Genomic DNA, 14,313 nt, shown 5'->3' with positions numbered 1-14,313 from the left:
TTGGGTTAATCTTTTTTTATATGAGCTTTGGTGAAATTTTAATAAATAACCAATGGTGCCGCAAAATTCACGAACAGGCAAATACGTTGAATCATCTATTGTAACAACAGGCAATTGAAATTTTTTCTCTTCTCCATTAACTATAACTCTAAAATTAACCTCATTTGCTATATATTGCTTTTTAGATAGCGCATAGCTAACTGTTATGATAGTTGCTATGTTTATAAATACCAATAACAATGAAATAACTATTTTTTTTATCATTTTCTTCTCCTTTTTAATGGGGTAAATTATTTGCAATGATTCTAACGGCAGGATCGTTATCAGGCAATATCTCTATATCCCTTTTCTTCCATAATTTGCTCAAACATTTAAAAGAACCACTTGGAGTAATTACATAACCATCTACACCTAATAATAAAGTATAAACCCCGTCGCCATTCTCAATTTTCTTCCCATTCGTATCGAAATCAACAATACACCCTGAAAATTTTTCTGACTCATACTGCGGAGAGGATGCTCCGTGTGTATGCATCCATGCCGCTAATAGTCTATTTTTATCTGGCGAAGGTAATTGGACGGAATCTTGATTACCTTTTGTAACGTTTCTAAATGTATACGCACGTTTTTCAGCAGAACTTTCATCATATATAAAAGCTCCATATTCCCTTCCTATTGGGTAATTATATGAAGTTTTTGTAGATTTAGGATTATACATCAAACCAAAACCCATTGCCGCGTCATCTGCAGTATCAAATTTATCTCCTTCATTATGCCAAAAGTTTTTTTCATCCATTTGAAACAGATCTGCTAATACAGCTGAATCTACTATCATTTCACCATTAATTAACGGTCCAGCAAAGGTATGCGTTTGACCGAACATAGTAACTTCCATGCTACAAGAAGCTGTATCATACAGAGTGGTTCCATAGTTTTTTTCAGTTACATACCTAAGCATTACTTCTTCCAGCCCCCACGGATCAGAGAATTTAACGGGATTGCCACCACAATAGCAAAACCAGTTCAAACCGTCTTTTGCAGGGTCTTCAGTTAAGAACCGTCCTGATGTGGGGTCTAAGTATCGCATGCGGAGGTAGATATAACCCGACTCGGGTTCTTGGTATTCGCCACGGTAGCCGAAGTTATCAGCAAATTTTTACTCGTAATCTTATGCAAAATTTATTAATCGTGCTTTTAATATCTTTATATTATCACATAAATTTACAAAGTACAAGTTTTTTTCTTTCTATATTAATTAAAAGGGGTAGTCATCACGACTACCCCTTGGCCTAAATACATCAGCGTTTGCCCTCATAAAAATTAAATTGTGAATCAATATAGCCTTCCACACCATTTAAAATTACATCCGCATAACCATTCTCGAAACAAGCCTCATCATCAAACTCAAAATTAGTTGCAAATTCTCCATTCATATCAATAAAGGACCACTTTAAAGGATGCTCTAAAGATCCCAATCCACTGGTAACAACACACGCGTATCCCTCACTAAAACGATGTGCCTGCGAAAAACCTTTGTTAAAAAGAAAGTTACCGTCTTTTTTCAAATAATATTGTAATAAATTATTTGGACAATTTTGGTCCTTTGCACCGACAATTGCTATTCCATTATCAAAGTCTCCGGCAAAATCATATATACATGGTATTACAACTTCTCCCTTATCATTAATATATCCATATGTTGTTTTCAATGTATTTTTATCAAATTTTGCCACTACAGCGTAGCCTTCGGAAAAAGGGAAAGCCTCATAAAAATTTGGTTCTATGACAATGTTACCATCACAATCTTTAAACCCCTCTTTCTTTGTTACATTATCACGATATGGAATTAATAGCTTTGATACATCTTTATTACGTTCAATAACACGAATTTTATTTTGTTCCGGAAGCCATGTTGTAGTTCTGCCAGTCCAGGATGCAAAGTCAGTTAAAGCAACATATGCCTTATCGTCAATGGAAACAATCGGATGATAAAAATTTCGTTCAACGCCGTCTATTTCTATTTTATAATTTGCTTCAAATGCAGTATACTGTTTTAAGAATTGACCGTAAACTGTTAATGATGCAAAAACAAATATTAAACTACCAAATAATATTACTTTTTTCATATTCTTTACCTTCTTTCTTATTTTAGCCTATACAAAGCATTATATTTATCTAAAAGATCTAAATTTTTACTGTAAAATTGTTTTTCTCCACTATTTTTGGCGCGAAGCATTAAAGCATAGTCAATGTTAGTGGCTTTTCCATCGAATTTTAAGCCACTATTCATGATGGAAAAAGGCGTATAAGAAAATTTTTCATCATTATATAAATCTTTCAATCCAAGGGCATGCCCAAATTCATGTGCGGCAATCCAAGAAAAATAATAGTCTTGTAATTGGTATGTTTCGTACCTGTTTAGGTTGGGATTCCATTGGGTGTTTTTCCAATACATAGTTATTCGGCCATTATGAAGTTCACCATTATAATTGGAATCATTAGTTGTAGTGCTAATATAAATATCTAAATTTTTATGGTTTTTAAATGAAGCGTTAGCTGAATCATTTACATCTATTAATACAACGCTAACCTTTTTACCGTCAAAATATCCTCCCCAGCCATTCTTAATTCCTTGGGTTACAAGATCATAAGAGTTATCGGGGGCATTAGCATCACCACTAATACTAACACATGCATATATTACGATTCCATTTTCGTATTCTTTTACAGTTACAGCATTCTCTGAGAATTCTGATTTAAATGCATTAGATACATTAGTAATATAATTTGCTGGATCTGCTTTCATAATTTCTTCCGCTTTTCCAGGGTTTGCATCTAAAAAAGCACCGATATCTTTCAATGTATACATTCCCCACGGATCGGTAAACTTAACGGGATTGCCACCACAATAGCAAAACCAGTTCAAACCGTCTTTTGCAGGGTCTTCAGTTAAGAACCGTCCTGATGTGGGGTCTAAGTATCGCATGCGGAGGTAGATATAACCCGACTCGGGGTCGTGGTATTCTCCACGGTAGCCGAAGTTGTCGGAAAACCCTGTCGCGTTGTATTGGTTAAAGATATTTCCGTAGGCGTCAAACACATATTCTGCCATACAGTTTTGGTTTTCATCCATTACAGACAGCACATCACCCCTAAAGTTTGTGTTGTAGGTGTATATGGTGCCGTCTGCATCCCGTCTGTAGGCTAATCCGTCAGCACCATAAATATACGTGTGCGTATACTCCCAAATGTCAGGGCGATACTCTAAAACCATGTTTCCGCCGTCCCAGATGAACTTTGTCGTGATGCCGTTTCTTGTTTTGCTTTCGCGTAATCCTGAGGCGTAATAGGTGTACGTCGTGGTCTCGCCGTCTTTGGTGTAAGAAGTGAGGCGGTTGAACAGATCGTAGGTATGCGTAGCATCTCTGTCAGTGGTTCTGTTACCGTTTGCGTCGCTCGCTGCCGTTTTTTCTTCTTCTAAATAACCTGTTTTATTTTCAAAAACTGTGCCTGACATGTGGTTGGACAGGGTATAGGGATAGACCGCGGTGTAAGATTTGTCGTCCCTGTCGTAATCCCTTACTAAAATATTAGTAATGTTCGTCCTGTCATCAAAAGTGTAGAACTCACTCATGCCGCGCATAGCACTGTTATCGGTTAAGTTCATTTGAATAAGCCTGCCTGAACCGTCGTATGTGTAATATAAGTCGTAGTACATATTGTTATACACATCAGTAGTGCCAGGAATTTCAAATGTTTGTTCCCCGCGGTAGTCATAACGATATTCGTTATTATCAAAGATATATTCATTCGTTAATCCATAATTTTTTAAAATTATATCAGATGTAACTAAATTCCGATTATTTAGATTTCTAGCTGTCTGCACCACACCCAACTGTTTAAACGTTAGGTAGTCACTTTCATTATAACTGTATTCCACCGTTTTGTCAAATGCTGTCGATTCTGTTAAACGGCTTTTACTATCGTACGTGTAGGTCTGTGTACAATAATCAATGGTGCCGCCCTGCTGGTCGTTTTCCCCAATCGACATAGAAGTCCTGTTGCCTAACGTGTCGTAAGTATAACTTAAATAGGCATTAATGTCGCCATTTTTTGCTGTCATTCTGCCCAAGAAGTCGTAGCTGTAATGGTTGCCGTAATCCAGACCCTCGCTGTCATATTCATACGTTAGATTGTTCATCATATCATAACTAAATTCTAAATATTGTGATTGGCTTCCATTTTCAGCAGTTATTTTGCCTGCGTTCTTAAACACGTTATAATTACTGTAGGTAAACACCGTGCCTTTTTTGTCCGTTTTGGTTTTCAGCGTACCGTCAAAATTGTATGTATAGGTTTCTGCATTCCCGTCCGGATCGGTTACAGACAGGTTTCTTCCCAGAATATCATAAGTGTAGGTTGTTTTGTTTGCTCCAAGCGCATCCTGCGCTGTTGACAAAACGTTTCCCATTATGTCGTAGGTGTAGTGTTCATAAATACCCGTTGTGCTGGTTAGATCAGTTTTTGACGTACTGTTTACCAGTTTCGTCATTCTGTTTAAATCGTCATACGTCATTGTAGTCGCGTGGCCGTTTGATGCATTAGCCGTCTGGCTTTCCGTTGTCTTAACCAGGTTTCCGTTGTCATCATAGTAATTTTTGGAAAACATGGAACCGTCGTATGCAATGGTATTTCTGCCCAGCGCATCGTAAGAATAGGATACTGTTTTGCCTGCCGCTTCGTGTATGTTAATTAAATTACCCGCGTCATTGTAGGAATACGTCGCGGCATTACCGAACACATCGGTTTCCGAGAGCACCCTGCCGGCGTGATCGTAAGCATAGGAAACGGAGTAGGGCAGGTTCTCCGCCCGCGCCTTGTCGTCCTTTGCGGTCAGAACGTTTCCGAAACAGTCGTAGGTGTAATCTGTGCGGGAATATTCTGCGGTGTTGTTTAAAATGACGTCCGCTGTCTTTCGGCCAAACGCGTCATACTCCGATTTATATTTCCCGGCAGAGTAGAGGGCGCTTCCCGACAGCCACTGGGTCGTATACTGCTTGCCTGAAGCGTCGCTGTACTCTGTGCTCACCTCGTATACCACCGTGCCCGCTTTGTTCTTCGTGGTCTGCTTAACCACTCGGTTCCGGTCGTCATATACATTTGTGGTAACATATTTTTCTTCCACTGTGCCGTCTGCGGCCAAACGCGCATTTTCTGCTGCGGTTGCAGGTCTGCCAAACGTATCGTAGGTATATTCATACACCGTTTTAAATCCGCCCTCGTAGTTCACTTGTGAGGCCTTCAGATTGCCAAAACTGTCAAACAACTGCTTCTCCTGTCTGCCGTTTTCGCGCGTGATGTCCACCACATTCCCGGATACATCATAGGAATATGTCTTCTCCGACAGCTGTGTGCCTGAGCTGTTTAACACTGTTACTGACAGCACGCGCCCAGATAGGTCATAGGTATATTCTGTTTTCACACCGTTTGCATCAGTCTGGCTTGCAACATTGCCAAAACGGTCGTAAACCGTGGTGACGGAAACCGCATGGGCGTTTGCGCCGTCTGCGTCTTTTACGTTGTTTACAGATGTGGTGACAGAGTAAGAACCGTCTGTATTATATGTATATGAATAAGCCGTTTCTTTGTATACATTGTTTGCTATGTCGGTGTAGACCTTTGTTTTCGACACGGTGCCGTCCGAATTATATTCAAACTCTGTCTTTGCCTTTATGCCGTCTGCGTCGCTGGTGGTGGTTGCGGCGATACTCTTTTTGTCTGCTGTCAGTGTGTTTGTTACCGTTTTAACCGCAGCGTTGCCACCTTCGGGGGTATATGTGATGATGGTGGGTAAATCATAGCCGCTGTCCGTAAAATCATAAGTATAATTCGTCACCAATCCGGCTGATGTTTTGCTGCTTAAGAACTCCGCATAATGAGGGTAAACATATGAGAAACTATCCGTTTTTGTTACCGAAGGTTCTAATTTCGTTATGATCTGGCTGGGCTGTCCTGATGCTACATCTCTGTTATATGTATATTGATATTTTGGATATGGCAGATTTGAGCCGTCGTTTACTTTTCTTAACCTGCTTAAATAGTCATAAACATAGGTTGTAGTTACATCGCCCGACTGCGACGGCGCTTTTTTGGTTTTTTCTACTGTAAATGTATTTCTGGCTTTTACGTCGTCATTCGTATAATATCCTTCGTTAGGTTTGTTATAAACATATTCATAAGAATATTCATAATTGCTGGTGTTGCTGTCATAAAGGATAGAGGAAATACCCCGGCTTTTTTCAATATATCCAGAGCTCGTTCCGAAATACGGCTCATGAATTTCGACATAATCATAGGTATAATCTCGATGCGCCCCTGTAGGATATGTAATTTTATCAATGGTATAGTAAAAAATAGAGAAGCTGCTGTCGGGACCGCTTCGGCCTACTTTCTTCATGTCATACACCGTGACATCATCTGTTTGTGTATCACCCAGGGCATGAAACCTCTCCACTTTAAATGGATACGTCTTCAAACAATCTAAAACAGAATTATCCGGATTAACAGGTGTTGGTGTCGTATATTTCACAATATATTGTAGGACGCCATTCTCATCCTCCATCTGAATTCCGTTCGACGAATAAACAATCCGTCTGCCATATGTGTCAATGATTTCGCCACTTTTTGAATAATCAATGCAATTGTCATATCTGTCGGCTACCATCAATATTTTGCCGCTTTCATTGGCACTGTTGACAAAATACCGCATTCCATCGCCGCGTTCAATTATAATGCAACATCTTAAAGTGTAATCCGCTCCAATTTTTGAACGCAGCAATGCTTCTTCATCTGTAGTCATTGGTCTGACATTGTAATCTTGTGTTGAGTTAGATGTCTTATAGATAAATGCTTCTTCGACCTCTTGTTTGGGTAGTGTATATTCAACATAATAGGTAATGCCGACTTCTGTTGTTCCGTCGTACATCCTCAGGTAAATTTTTTCGGCGCCGCCGCTCGAAACATTATAATCCCTGATTGTTATCGGGTCGCCGGATGGAATATTAAGATACCAATTATATCCAACTTTTTTATAAAAGCCGTCGTCATGCGCTTGCCACAGTGATTTAAAAACCGAACCGTCTTTTTTTGATAAAGTACCAACAAGTTTCTGAATTGGTCTTTCAAGGGTGAGTCTTCTTCCCGTTTGATTTTTTGTAATTCTTCTATATTCATAGGTTGGCTTTGTCCCAAATGTACCCTCGATATAATACTGTGTGGCCGTTTCGTCGTTATAACGGAATTCCTGTGCGGCCAGCATTTCTTCTTCTGTTGTGAAGGTAATCCATTCCGTATTACCGTTGTCATCGCTGTATAAAAAGGCAAACATGTCTTGTTCTGTTTCTCTTCGTTCACCTAAATATTCATAGCTTCTGTCAGTCTCCATAGAATTAAAATGCCTTATTAGTGCAACATCCATTCCATTCTTGCCCGGCAGATATAAATCAGTTTCAGAAATTACCACGTTTCCAGATGTTGTATCGATGTGGTCGTTGTCTTCCGTGTTGTCAGATGGAGCGCGGACATTTTCCAGATATTTTTCTGTTCCGCGCTGTTCTGCCATTGCCTCCAAAACTGCTTCCGATGTCGAATCAGCAAAGCAAGAAATAGCAGAGCAGAGCAGAAGTCCGAAGAGTAACAGGGCAGAGACAATAATCTTCTTTTTCATTCTGCTTCACCCCCTTCAATTTCGCCGTGAAGTACGTCTAATTGCTGGGGAGCCTGTTCCACAGCGCCTGGCTCGGCTGTTTCCGACGTTTCCGCATCTTGCTCCGTGCTTTCCGCATGTTCAGATTCTTCAATGTTTGCAGTTTCCCCGACGCTTACTAAAGTATCTTCCGGGTTGTCAGTTTCTATCCTTTCTAAAGCCTCCAACGGTTCTCCTGCCTGCACACATTCCAAAACTGCATTTAAGTCAATGCTTCGTGCCTCTGCCACGTTTCTGGCATCTAAAAGTTCGCTTGCCGGAACCTCCTCAAAATCTGCAGACAATGGGCGTGTCCCTGTAACCAAACTGTACCACGGCTCGCCTTCACTCACACGGTCTAACGCCTGGCTCGTTGTTATTTCACCCTTTAAGGACAGGCGGCTTGCCGCAATGATATCTTCATAGCTCAGCCCGGCTTCCACATAAGCCTTCACGTCCTCCACGCTTAAAATATCGTCCCGTCCTGTGATGTCGTTGTAGGCAGATTCAATCCAGGGACGGTTTGTGTGTCTGACTGCCAAGGACTCTGCTAGAGGGCGGCGCTCATATATGCTGCCTACAATCGCTATGTCGTCGTTGGTGTCCTCCCAGAACTTCACAATATCCAAAAGTGCCTGCAAGTCTGCTTCTGTTTGGCTTTCTCCGTTTTCAAACAATGCGTTGATGTAATCCTGAACCGAGGTGTCGGGCACCACAGAGGCATGTTCCAGCCGCGAAGTATCGGCATCCCGCAGCAGGTCTTTTGTTGCCTTATTTGTTTCCTGTTCCATTTGCTGTACTTCTTGTTCATTTTCCACGGCCAGCTCACTGTTTAAGTAAACTGCGCCTGTTGTCAGGCACAGCGAAGCAACGACTGCCGCAACAATGACCAGTGTTTTTCGTCTTCCTTTCATAATAAATCCTCCCATAAAATTATTCGGTATATGTATCTTTTGCACACACACCTTTTAGTTTATATTACTACTTTATTTCGCTTTTATCAATAGTTTTTGTGCAATTATATTACAAATAATCGACAAATATCAACACAAACAAGCTCTTTAGACAATATTTATCAACACTTTATTTAAGTAAGGTGTTGCTTTTTATAAAGAGTCATGGTATAATAATGTTAAATTATACAGAAAATTTAGATAATGTGGTGAAACGTGTTGAAGACAGGGCAGACAGAGAAGAAAAAGATTGACATTTTAAGTCTTATTTTATCCGTCATTGCGGTTTTGACAATTACCGCGGTGGGTACTTTTTTGCTGAAAATGCAAAATGTGGATCGCTCCGTTATCATGCAGCCGGAAAACGATGTGACGTTTGATCAGCCCCAACCGGAGGCTGCCCAGTCTGCCGTGCCGCAAGTTATTAATATAAACACAGCTACAAAAGAGGAACTGATGCTGCTCAGCGGCATTGGCGCGGATAAGGCAGAAAAAATTATAGAATACCGCGAAAAAGAGCCTTTTAAGAAGCCGAAGGATATTACAAAGGTGAAGGGAATTGGTGAAAAAACGTACGAAGCCCTTGCGGACAAAATTTGTGTTGAATAAGCGCTGACAGACAGCTTTGGGAGGGATTTTTGTGATCTGCAACAGAGAAAAGACCGAATGGGTAAACTACATGTGGCACAACGCCAATGACGACAGCGCCAAACGGATTTTGTTAATTGGCGACTCAATTACAAAGGGCATTTATAATGACGTTTCAGACCTTTTGCAAAATTATGTGGCGACAGATTTGCTTGCTTCCTCCAGGGTGGTGACAGACCCTGTGTTCGACACAGATTTAGAGGCTGTGTTGGTGGACTATACCCATGAAATTATATACTTTAACAACGGCCTGCATGGAATTGATGTTCCAATTAACCTGTTTGAAGAGGCTTTTTTTGATAAGGTGGAGCTTTTAATGAAGTATTCCAAGAAGGTCGTCCTGGCTACCTGCACTCCCATAACAGAAAAAAACAAGCCGCAAATCCTTTCCCCCAAAAATGACGTTGTGCTGAAACGCAATGAGGTTATCAGAAAAGCGGCTGACAAGTTTTCGTTAAGTTTAAACGACTGGTATGATTTTATTCTTTCCTGCCCGTTCTATAGAGCAAACGACGGCTACCATTATACGGAGGAAGGGAAGCGCGTGCAGGCAAAGCTTGTATGTAATATTTTAACCAAGCTTATTTAGAAAGTTTTATCCGGTCATATATGATCTTAAGGCCTTTTATGGTCAAATTTTTATCAATGGTCTGAATAGTTTCAGACTCTTTTGCAATTAAAGTTGACAGGCCGCCCGTGGCAATTACCAGCATTTCGGGTGTACCTGTTTCTTTTTTTATCCGTGACACAATGGCGTCTACCATTCCGGCGTAACCGAACACAAGGCCAGACTGCATGGAACAAACAGTATTTTTTCCAACAACGTTTTCCGGCTGGATAATTTCTATCCGCGGAAGCTTTGAAGTCTTTTCAACCAGCGCATCCATCGAAATTTTTAATCCGGGATAAATAACACCTCCAAGATAGTTGCTGCACCCGTCGATCACACAAAAGGTCGTTGCTGTGCCAAAATCGATGATTACCGCCGGGCCGCCATATATCTTGTCCACAGCAACAGCGTTGACAATTCTGTCCGCGCCTACTTCTTTCGGATCGTCGTAGCAAATGTTCAAGCCTAAGTCTAAGCTGCCGTTCACTACAATTGGAGAAATTCCTACATACTTTTTTATTGCATTTTCTAACGCATGCATAATCGAAGGCACAACGGAGGAGATAATCACATCACGAATTTCCTCTTTACTAATTCCTTCATGGTTTAAAAGCTGGCTGAAAAACAGGCCGATTTCATCTGACGATTTATTTTTGTCCGTTGCCATGCGGTAGCTGGATTTTAGCTTATCTCCTTCATAAAACCCCGCCACAATGTTTGTGTTCCCAACATCAATTACAAATAGCATAGTTATTTCAATCCTTTCCAGAATTTAAAGTTTCATTAATTCCACGTTTACCTGAATGTCTTCAACGGTGATTACGGCATACTCCTGCTTAAAATATCCAATAGATCCTGGATTTAAAATGACAAGCCCATTCTGCTCCTCGAAAAATTGTTTGTGGGTGTGGCCAAAAATGCAAATGCCGCATCCGCTTGACATTGCTTTAGATTTTAGTGTGTAGAGAGAGCTTTTCACATGCTCGCGGTGTCCGTGAGTTACATATATTTTTTGCCGGCCGCAAAAAACCACACGGTGAAACGGGTCCGGAGCGTAGTAGTCGTTGTTGCCGCATACGCCGCAAATGCTGTGTGTTGAACCATAAACATGATGCAGATATAACACGTCGGAAGCCATGTCCCCGCAATGGATAATATGATTAATATGTTTGTGTTTTTCAATCGCGTAGTCCATACCGTTGGTATATTCATGACTGTCGCTGAAAACTAAAAATTTCATTTATGAACCCTCATAATCTTTGTATTTGGTTTGTATTTATTATAGGTCATTTATCGCTGATTGTAAATATTTTCTGAACGAAAAAATATATTTTCAAAAAGATTGTTGCAAATTTTACAAAAAAGTAGTATAATTAGTATCAATAATGATAGATTTGTACTACATGTAGTCGTACAGGGAAGATAATGAGGATTTTAGCTTAATTATGAAGAAAAAGAAATGGATATTGCTGTATAAAGAGCACCGGCCGGAAGATGTGCTGAAAATTAGCCGGAAGCTCAGTCTGCCGCCGGTGATTGCAACCATTATGATGAACCGCGGCATTCGCGAACCGGAGGACTTTATTAACCCCACAGAGGAATCTTTGCTGGACCCGTTTTTAATGCTGGGAATGAAAGACGCAACAAAAAGAATTTTAAAGGCAATTGAAGACCATGAAAAAATTGCGGTTTACGGTGATTATGATGTTGACGGCATTACCTCTACCGCTATCATGGTAAAATTTTTGCGCTCTCATAAAGCAGATGTGATGTACTATATTCCCGACCGGTTAGAAGAGGGGTATGGCATCAACAAAGGCGCTATCGACAAAATTGCGCAGACAGGCGTAACATTATTGATAACGGTGGACTGCGGCATCACCGCTGTCGGCGAAATTGCCTATGCAAAAGAAAAGGGAATTGACACCATTATCACAGACCATCACGAATGCAAGGACGAAACACCCGACGCTTATTGTCTGCTCAATCCGAAACAGCCCGCCTGTCCCTATCCCTTTAAAAAGCTTGCCGGCGTAGGCGTGGCGTTTAAGCTTTTGCAGGCGCTGACCATTGAAATGCGGTTTCATATGCGGGAACTGATTGAAGAATATGCCGACCTTGTGGCGATTGGAACCGTGGCGGATGTGATGCCGCTGATTGGCGAAAACCGTGTGATTGTGAAAAAGGGGTTAGAACTTTTGTCCTTTACCCAGAACCGCGGCATCCGCGCTTTGGCCGACGCGGCCGACATTAACCTCTCTAATGTGGCAACCGGCACCATTGGGTTTATGATTGCGCCTCGGATTAACGCCGCCGGAAGAATGGGCGACCCACGGTGCGCCGTGGAGCTTCTTTTGGCCACCGACGATATGACGGCGCGCAAATATGCCGAAAAACTAAACCGTGAAAATCACGAACGCCAGGAAACGGAAATCAGTATTTTAGAAGACGCTCTAAATATGATTGAAAATTCTGCCGCTTTGCAAAATGATTATGTCATTGTTTTAGCCCACGATAACTGGCACCATGGGATAATTGGAATTGTGGCCTCAAAAATTTCGGAGCGGTTCAATAAGCCCTGCATTTTAATCAGCACCGACGGGGAAGTCGGCAAAGGCTCTGGCAGAAGCATTCGTTCGTTTAATTTGTTTAAGGCGTTGGAATATTGCCAGGACACATTGCTGAAATTTGGCGGCCACGATTTGGCGGCGGGGCTTTCCATTGCGCCGGACAGAATAGACGAATTTCGGGAAAAGATTAATTCCTATGCAAAGGAAACGCTCACCGAAGAGGACTTTATGCCGCTGTTATATCTCGATTCGGAGCTGCCGGTGCAGTATATTAATATGAACACCGCCGAACGCCTCTCCATTTTAGAGCCATATGGCATGGGGAACGCAAGCCCAATTTTTTTTGCAAGAAAAATGACGGTTGCACAAGTTCGCCCCTTAAGTGAGGGCAAGCATGTGAAGCTAACGCTTCGCTCCGGCGAATTTTACATTGACGCGGTTGGCTTTAACATGGGGGAACTGAATGAGGTTTTAAAAAACGACGATTTGATTGACATTGCTTTCAATCTTGATATTAATTTATACAGAGGTATGCGCCAGCTCCAAGTCTTGTTAAAAGACGTGAAATTAAGCGAAATTACCGGTTAGGAGCGAGTTACTATGATGCACGAGGGCCACGACTTTGAAAGTCTGAAAAAAAGGGTTTTAGAATATAATGCAAATTTTGATATCGCAAAGTTAGAAAAGGCCTACGAGCTTGCGCGCACAGCCCACGAGGGGCAAATGCGTGAATCCGGAGAGCCTTATCTGACACACCCCCTAGAGGTGGCCTACATTCTTGCTGATTTAGAACTGGACTGCGACACCTTGGTAGGGGCACTTTTGCACGATGTTGTGGAGGACACAAGCTACACTGTGGCTGACATTAACCGCGAATTTGGTGAAAGCGTTGCAATTATTGTTGACGGCGTTACAAAGCTGAGCAAAATTCAATATACCACGGCGGAGGAACAGCAGGTGGAAAACCTGCGTAAAATGTTTTTGGCCATGGCAAAAGATGTGCGGGTAATTTTAATTAAGCTTGCAGACCGTTTGCACAACATGCGCACCATAAAGGCAAAATCTGAAAAAAAGCAGCGCGAAAAGGCCCGTGAAACATTGGAGGTCTATGCTGCATTAGCCCACAGGCTTGGTATGTCGAAAATTAAATGGGAATTAGAAGACCTTTCTTTAAAATATATTGATCCGGTGGCTTATAAGGAAATTACAGAGTCCATTAATTTGAAAAAACAAGAACGCGAACAGTTCATCAATGACATTATGGACACCTTGAAAAAGAAGACGGACGAAATGGGAATTAATTCCCATGTTATGGGCCGGGCAAAACATTTCTACAGCATCTACCGCAAAATGTTTACGCAGAACAAATCTATTGACGAGCTTTACGACCTGTTTGCGGTACGGATTATTGTGGACTCTATTAAAGACTGCTACGCAGTGCTGGGAATGGTTCATGAGCTGTATTATCCGATTCCTGGGCGCTTTAAAGATTACATTGCTATGCCCAAGCCCAACATGTATCAATCGCTGCACACAACCGTAATTGGGCCGGACGGAACACCCTTTGAAATTCAAATCAGAACATGGGAAATGCACCGCGTGGCCGAGTTCGGTATCGCCGCACACTGGAAATATAAAGAGGGCGTCAGCGGTAAAACCGATGTAGACGCAAAGCTTGAGTGGATTCGCCAGCTTTTGGAAATTCAAAATTCTGTTGTCGATACCGACGACTTTATGCGGACGTTAAAAATTGACCTGTTTACTGACGAGGTGTTTGTGTTTACTCCC

Annotated in this window: 10 protein-coding genes and 1 pseudogene; 4 read left to right on the top strand and 7 right to left on the bottom strand. The window is 41.5% G+C overall.

Going from position 1 to position 14,313, the window contains the following annotated elements:
• The 5 genes and pseudogenes from WIG73_RS01150 to WIG73_RS01130 all read right to left on the bottom strand — a co-directional run.
• Positions 1–264: pseudogene (locus WIG73_RS01150) on the bottom strand (hypothetical protein); the annotation flags it as partial.
• 13 nt (positions 265–277) lie between these two features.
• Positions 278–958: a DUF4329 domain-containing protein gene (locus WIG73_RS01145; RefSeq protein WP_337398945.1), complete on the bottom strand. Its 681-nt coding sequence runs from the start codon at positions 956–958 to the stop codon at positions 278–280.
• 340 nt (positions 959–1,298) lie between these two features.
• The gene (locus tag WIG73_RS01140; RefSeq protein ID WP_337398944.1) at positions 1,299–2,126 is read right to left on the bottom strand and encodes a WG repeat-containing protein; all 828 of its coding nucleotides are present in this window, start codon (positions 2,124–2,126) and stop codon (positions 1,299–1,301) included.
• A 17-nt stretch (positions 2,127–2,143) separates the two neighbouring features.
• Positions 2,144–7,726, bottom strand: a complete 5,583-nt coding sequence (locus WIG73_RS01135) for an RHS repeat-associated core domain-containing protein (protein ID WP_337398943.1) — start codon at positions 7,724–7,726, stop codon at positions 2,144–2,146.
• On the bottom strand, positions 7,723–8,658 hold the full coding sequence (locus tag WIG73_RS01130; RefSeq protein WP_337398942.1) for a hypothetical protein: 936 nt from the start codon (positions 8,656–8,658) through the stop codon (positions 7,723–7,725). Before WIG73_RS01130 ends, WIG73_RS01135 begins: the two co-directional genes overlap by 4 nt.
• 255 nt (positions 8,659–8,913) lie before the next feature.
• Here WIG73_RS01130 and WIG73_RS01125 point away from each other — a divergent pair, with 255 nt between their 5' ends.
• The gene (locus WIG73_RS01125; RefSeq protein ID WP_337398941.1) at positions 8,914–9,306 is read left to right on the top strand and encodes a helix-hairpin-helix domain-containing protein; all 393 of its coding nucleotides are present in this window, start codon (positions 8,914–8,916) and stop codon (positions 9,304–9,306) included.
• 31 nt (positions 9,307–9,337) lie between these two features.
• Entirely contained in the window at positions 9,338–9,934 is a 597-nt protein-coding gene (locus WIG73_RS01120) for an SGNH/GDSL hydrolase family protein (RefSeq protein WP_337398940.1), read from the top strand.
• On the opposite strand, the gene WIG73_RS01115 is transcribed toward WIG73_RS01120, so the two are convergent.
• The gene (locus WIG73_RS01115; protein ID WP_337398939.1) at positions 9,927–10,703 is read right to left on the bottom strand and encodes a type III pantothenate kinase; all 777 of its coding nucleotides are present in this window, start codon (positions 10,701–10,703) and stop codon (positions 9,927–9,929) included. The genes WIG73_RS01120 and WIG73_RS01115 overlap by 8 nt on opposite strands.
• Before the next feature lie 24 nt (positions 10,704–10,727).
• Complete coding sequence (locus tag WIG73_RS01110; protein ID WP_337398938.1) at positions 10,728–11,195, bottom strand: YfcE family phosphodiesterase; 468 nt, start codon at positions 11,193–11,195, stop codon at positions 10,728–10,730.
• Between the two features lie 205 nt (positions 11,196–11,400).
• Between WIG73_RS01110 and recJ the strand changes: the two genes are divergently transcribed.
• Both recJ and WIG73_RS01100 read left to right on the top strand, forming a co-directional pair.
• Positions 11,401–13,113: a single-stranded-DNA-specific exonuclease RecJ gene (gene recJ, locus WIG73_RS01105; protein WP_337398937.1), complete on the top strand. Its 1,713-nt coding sequence runs from the start codon at positions 11,401–11,403 to the stop codon at positions 13,111–13,113.
• 15 nt (positions 13,114–13,128) lie between these two features.
• Positions 13,129–14,313, top strand: a 1,185-nt coding sequence (locus tag WIG73_RS01100) for a RelA/SpoT family protein (RefSeq protein WP_337398946.1), incomplete at its 3' end; no start/stop codon positions are given.

Source organism: Congzhengia sp. (assembly GCF_037235575.1).
Classification (GTDB): domain Bacteria; phylum Bacillota; class Clostridia; order UBA1381; family UBA9506; genus Congzhengia; species Congzhengia minquanensis.
The sequence above is the reverse complement of the archived record's forward strand: the minus strand, read 5'-3'. Positions and strand labels throughout refer to the sequence as shown.

Bases quoted from the DNA above. Each gene is read 5' to 3' on its own strand.
- WIG73_RS01110 (WP_337398938.1), bottom strand. From the start codon at position 11,195: ATGAAATTTTTAGTTTTCAGCGACAGTCATGAATATACCAACGGTATG.
- WIG73_RS01115 (WP_337398939.1), bottom strand. From the start codon at position 10,703: ATGCTATTTGTAATTGATGTTGGGAACACAAACATTGTGGCGGGGTTT.
- WIG73_RS01130 (WP_337398942.1), bottom strand. From the start codon at position 8,658: ATGAAAGGAAGACGAAAAACACTGGTCATTGTTGCGGCAGTCGTTGCT.
- WIG73_RS01140 (WP_337398944.1), bottom strand. From the start codon at position 2,126: ATGAAAAAAGTAATATTATTTGGTAGTTTAATATTTGTTTTTGCATCA.
- recJ (WP_337398937.1), top strand. From the start codon at position 11,401: ATGAAGAAAAAGAAATGGATATTGCTGTATAAAGAGCACCGGCCGGAA.
- WIG73_RS01135 (WP_337398943.1), bottom strand. From the start codon at position 7,726: ATGAAAAAGAAGATTATTGTCTCTGCCCTGTTACTCTTCGGACTTCTG.
- WIG73_RS01145 (WP_337398945.1), bottom strand. From the start codon at position 958: ATGCTTAGGTATGTAACTGAAAAAAACTATGGAACCACTCTGTATGAT.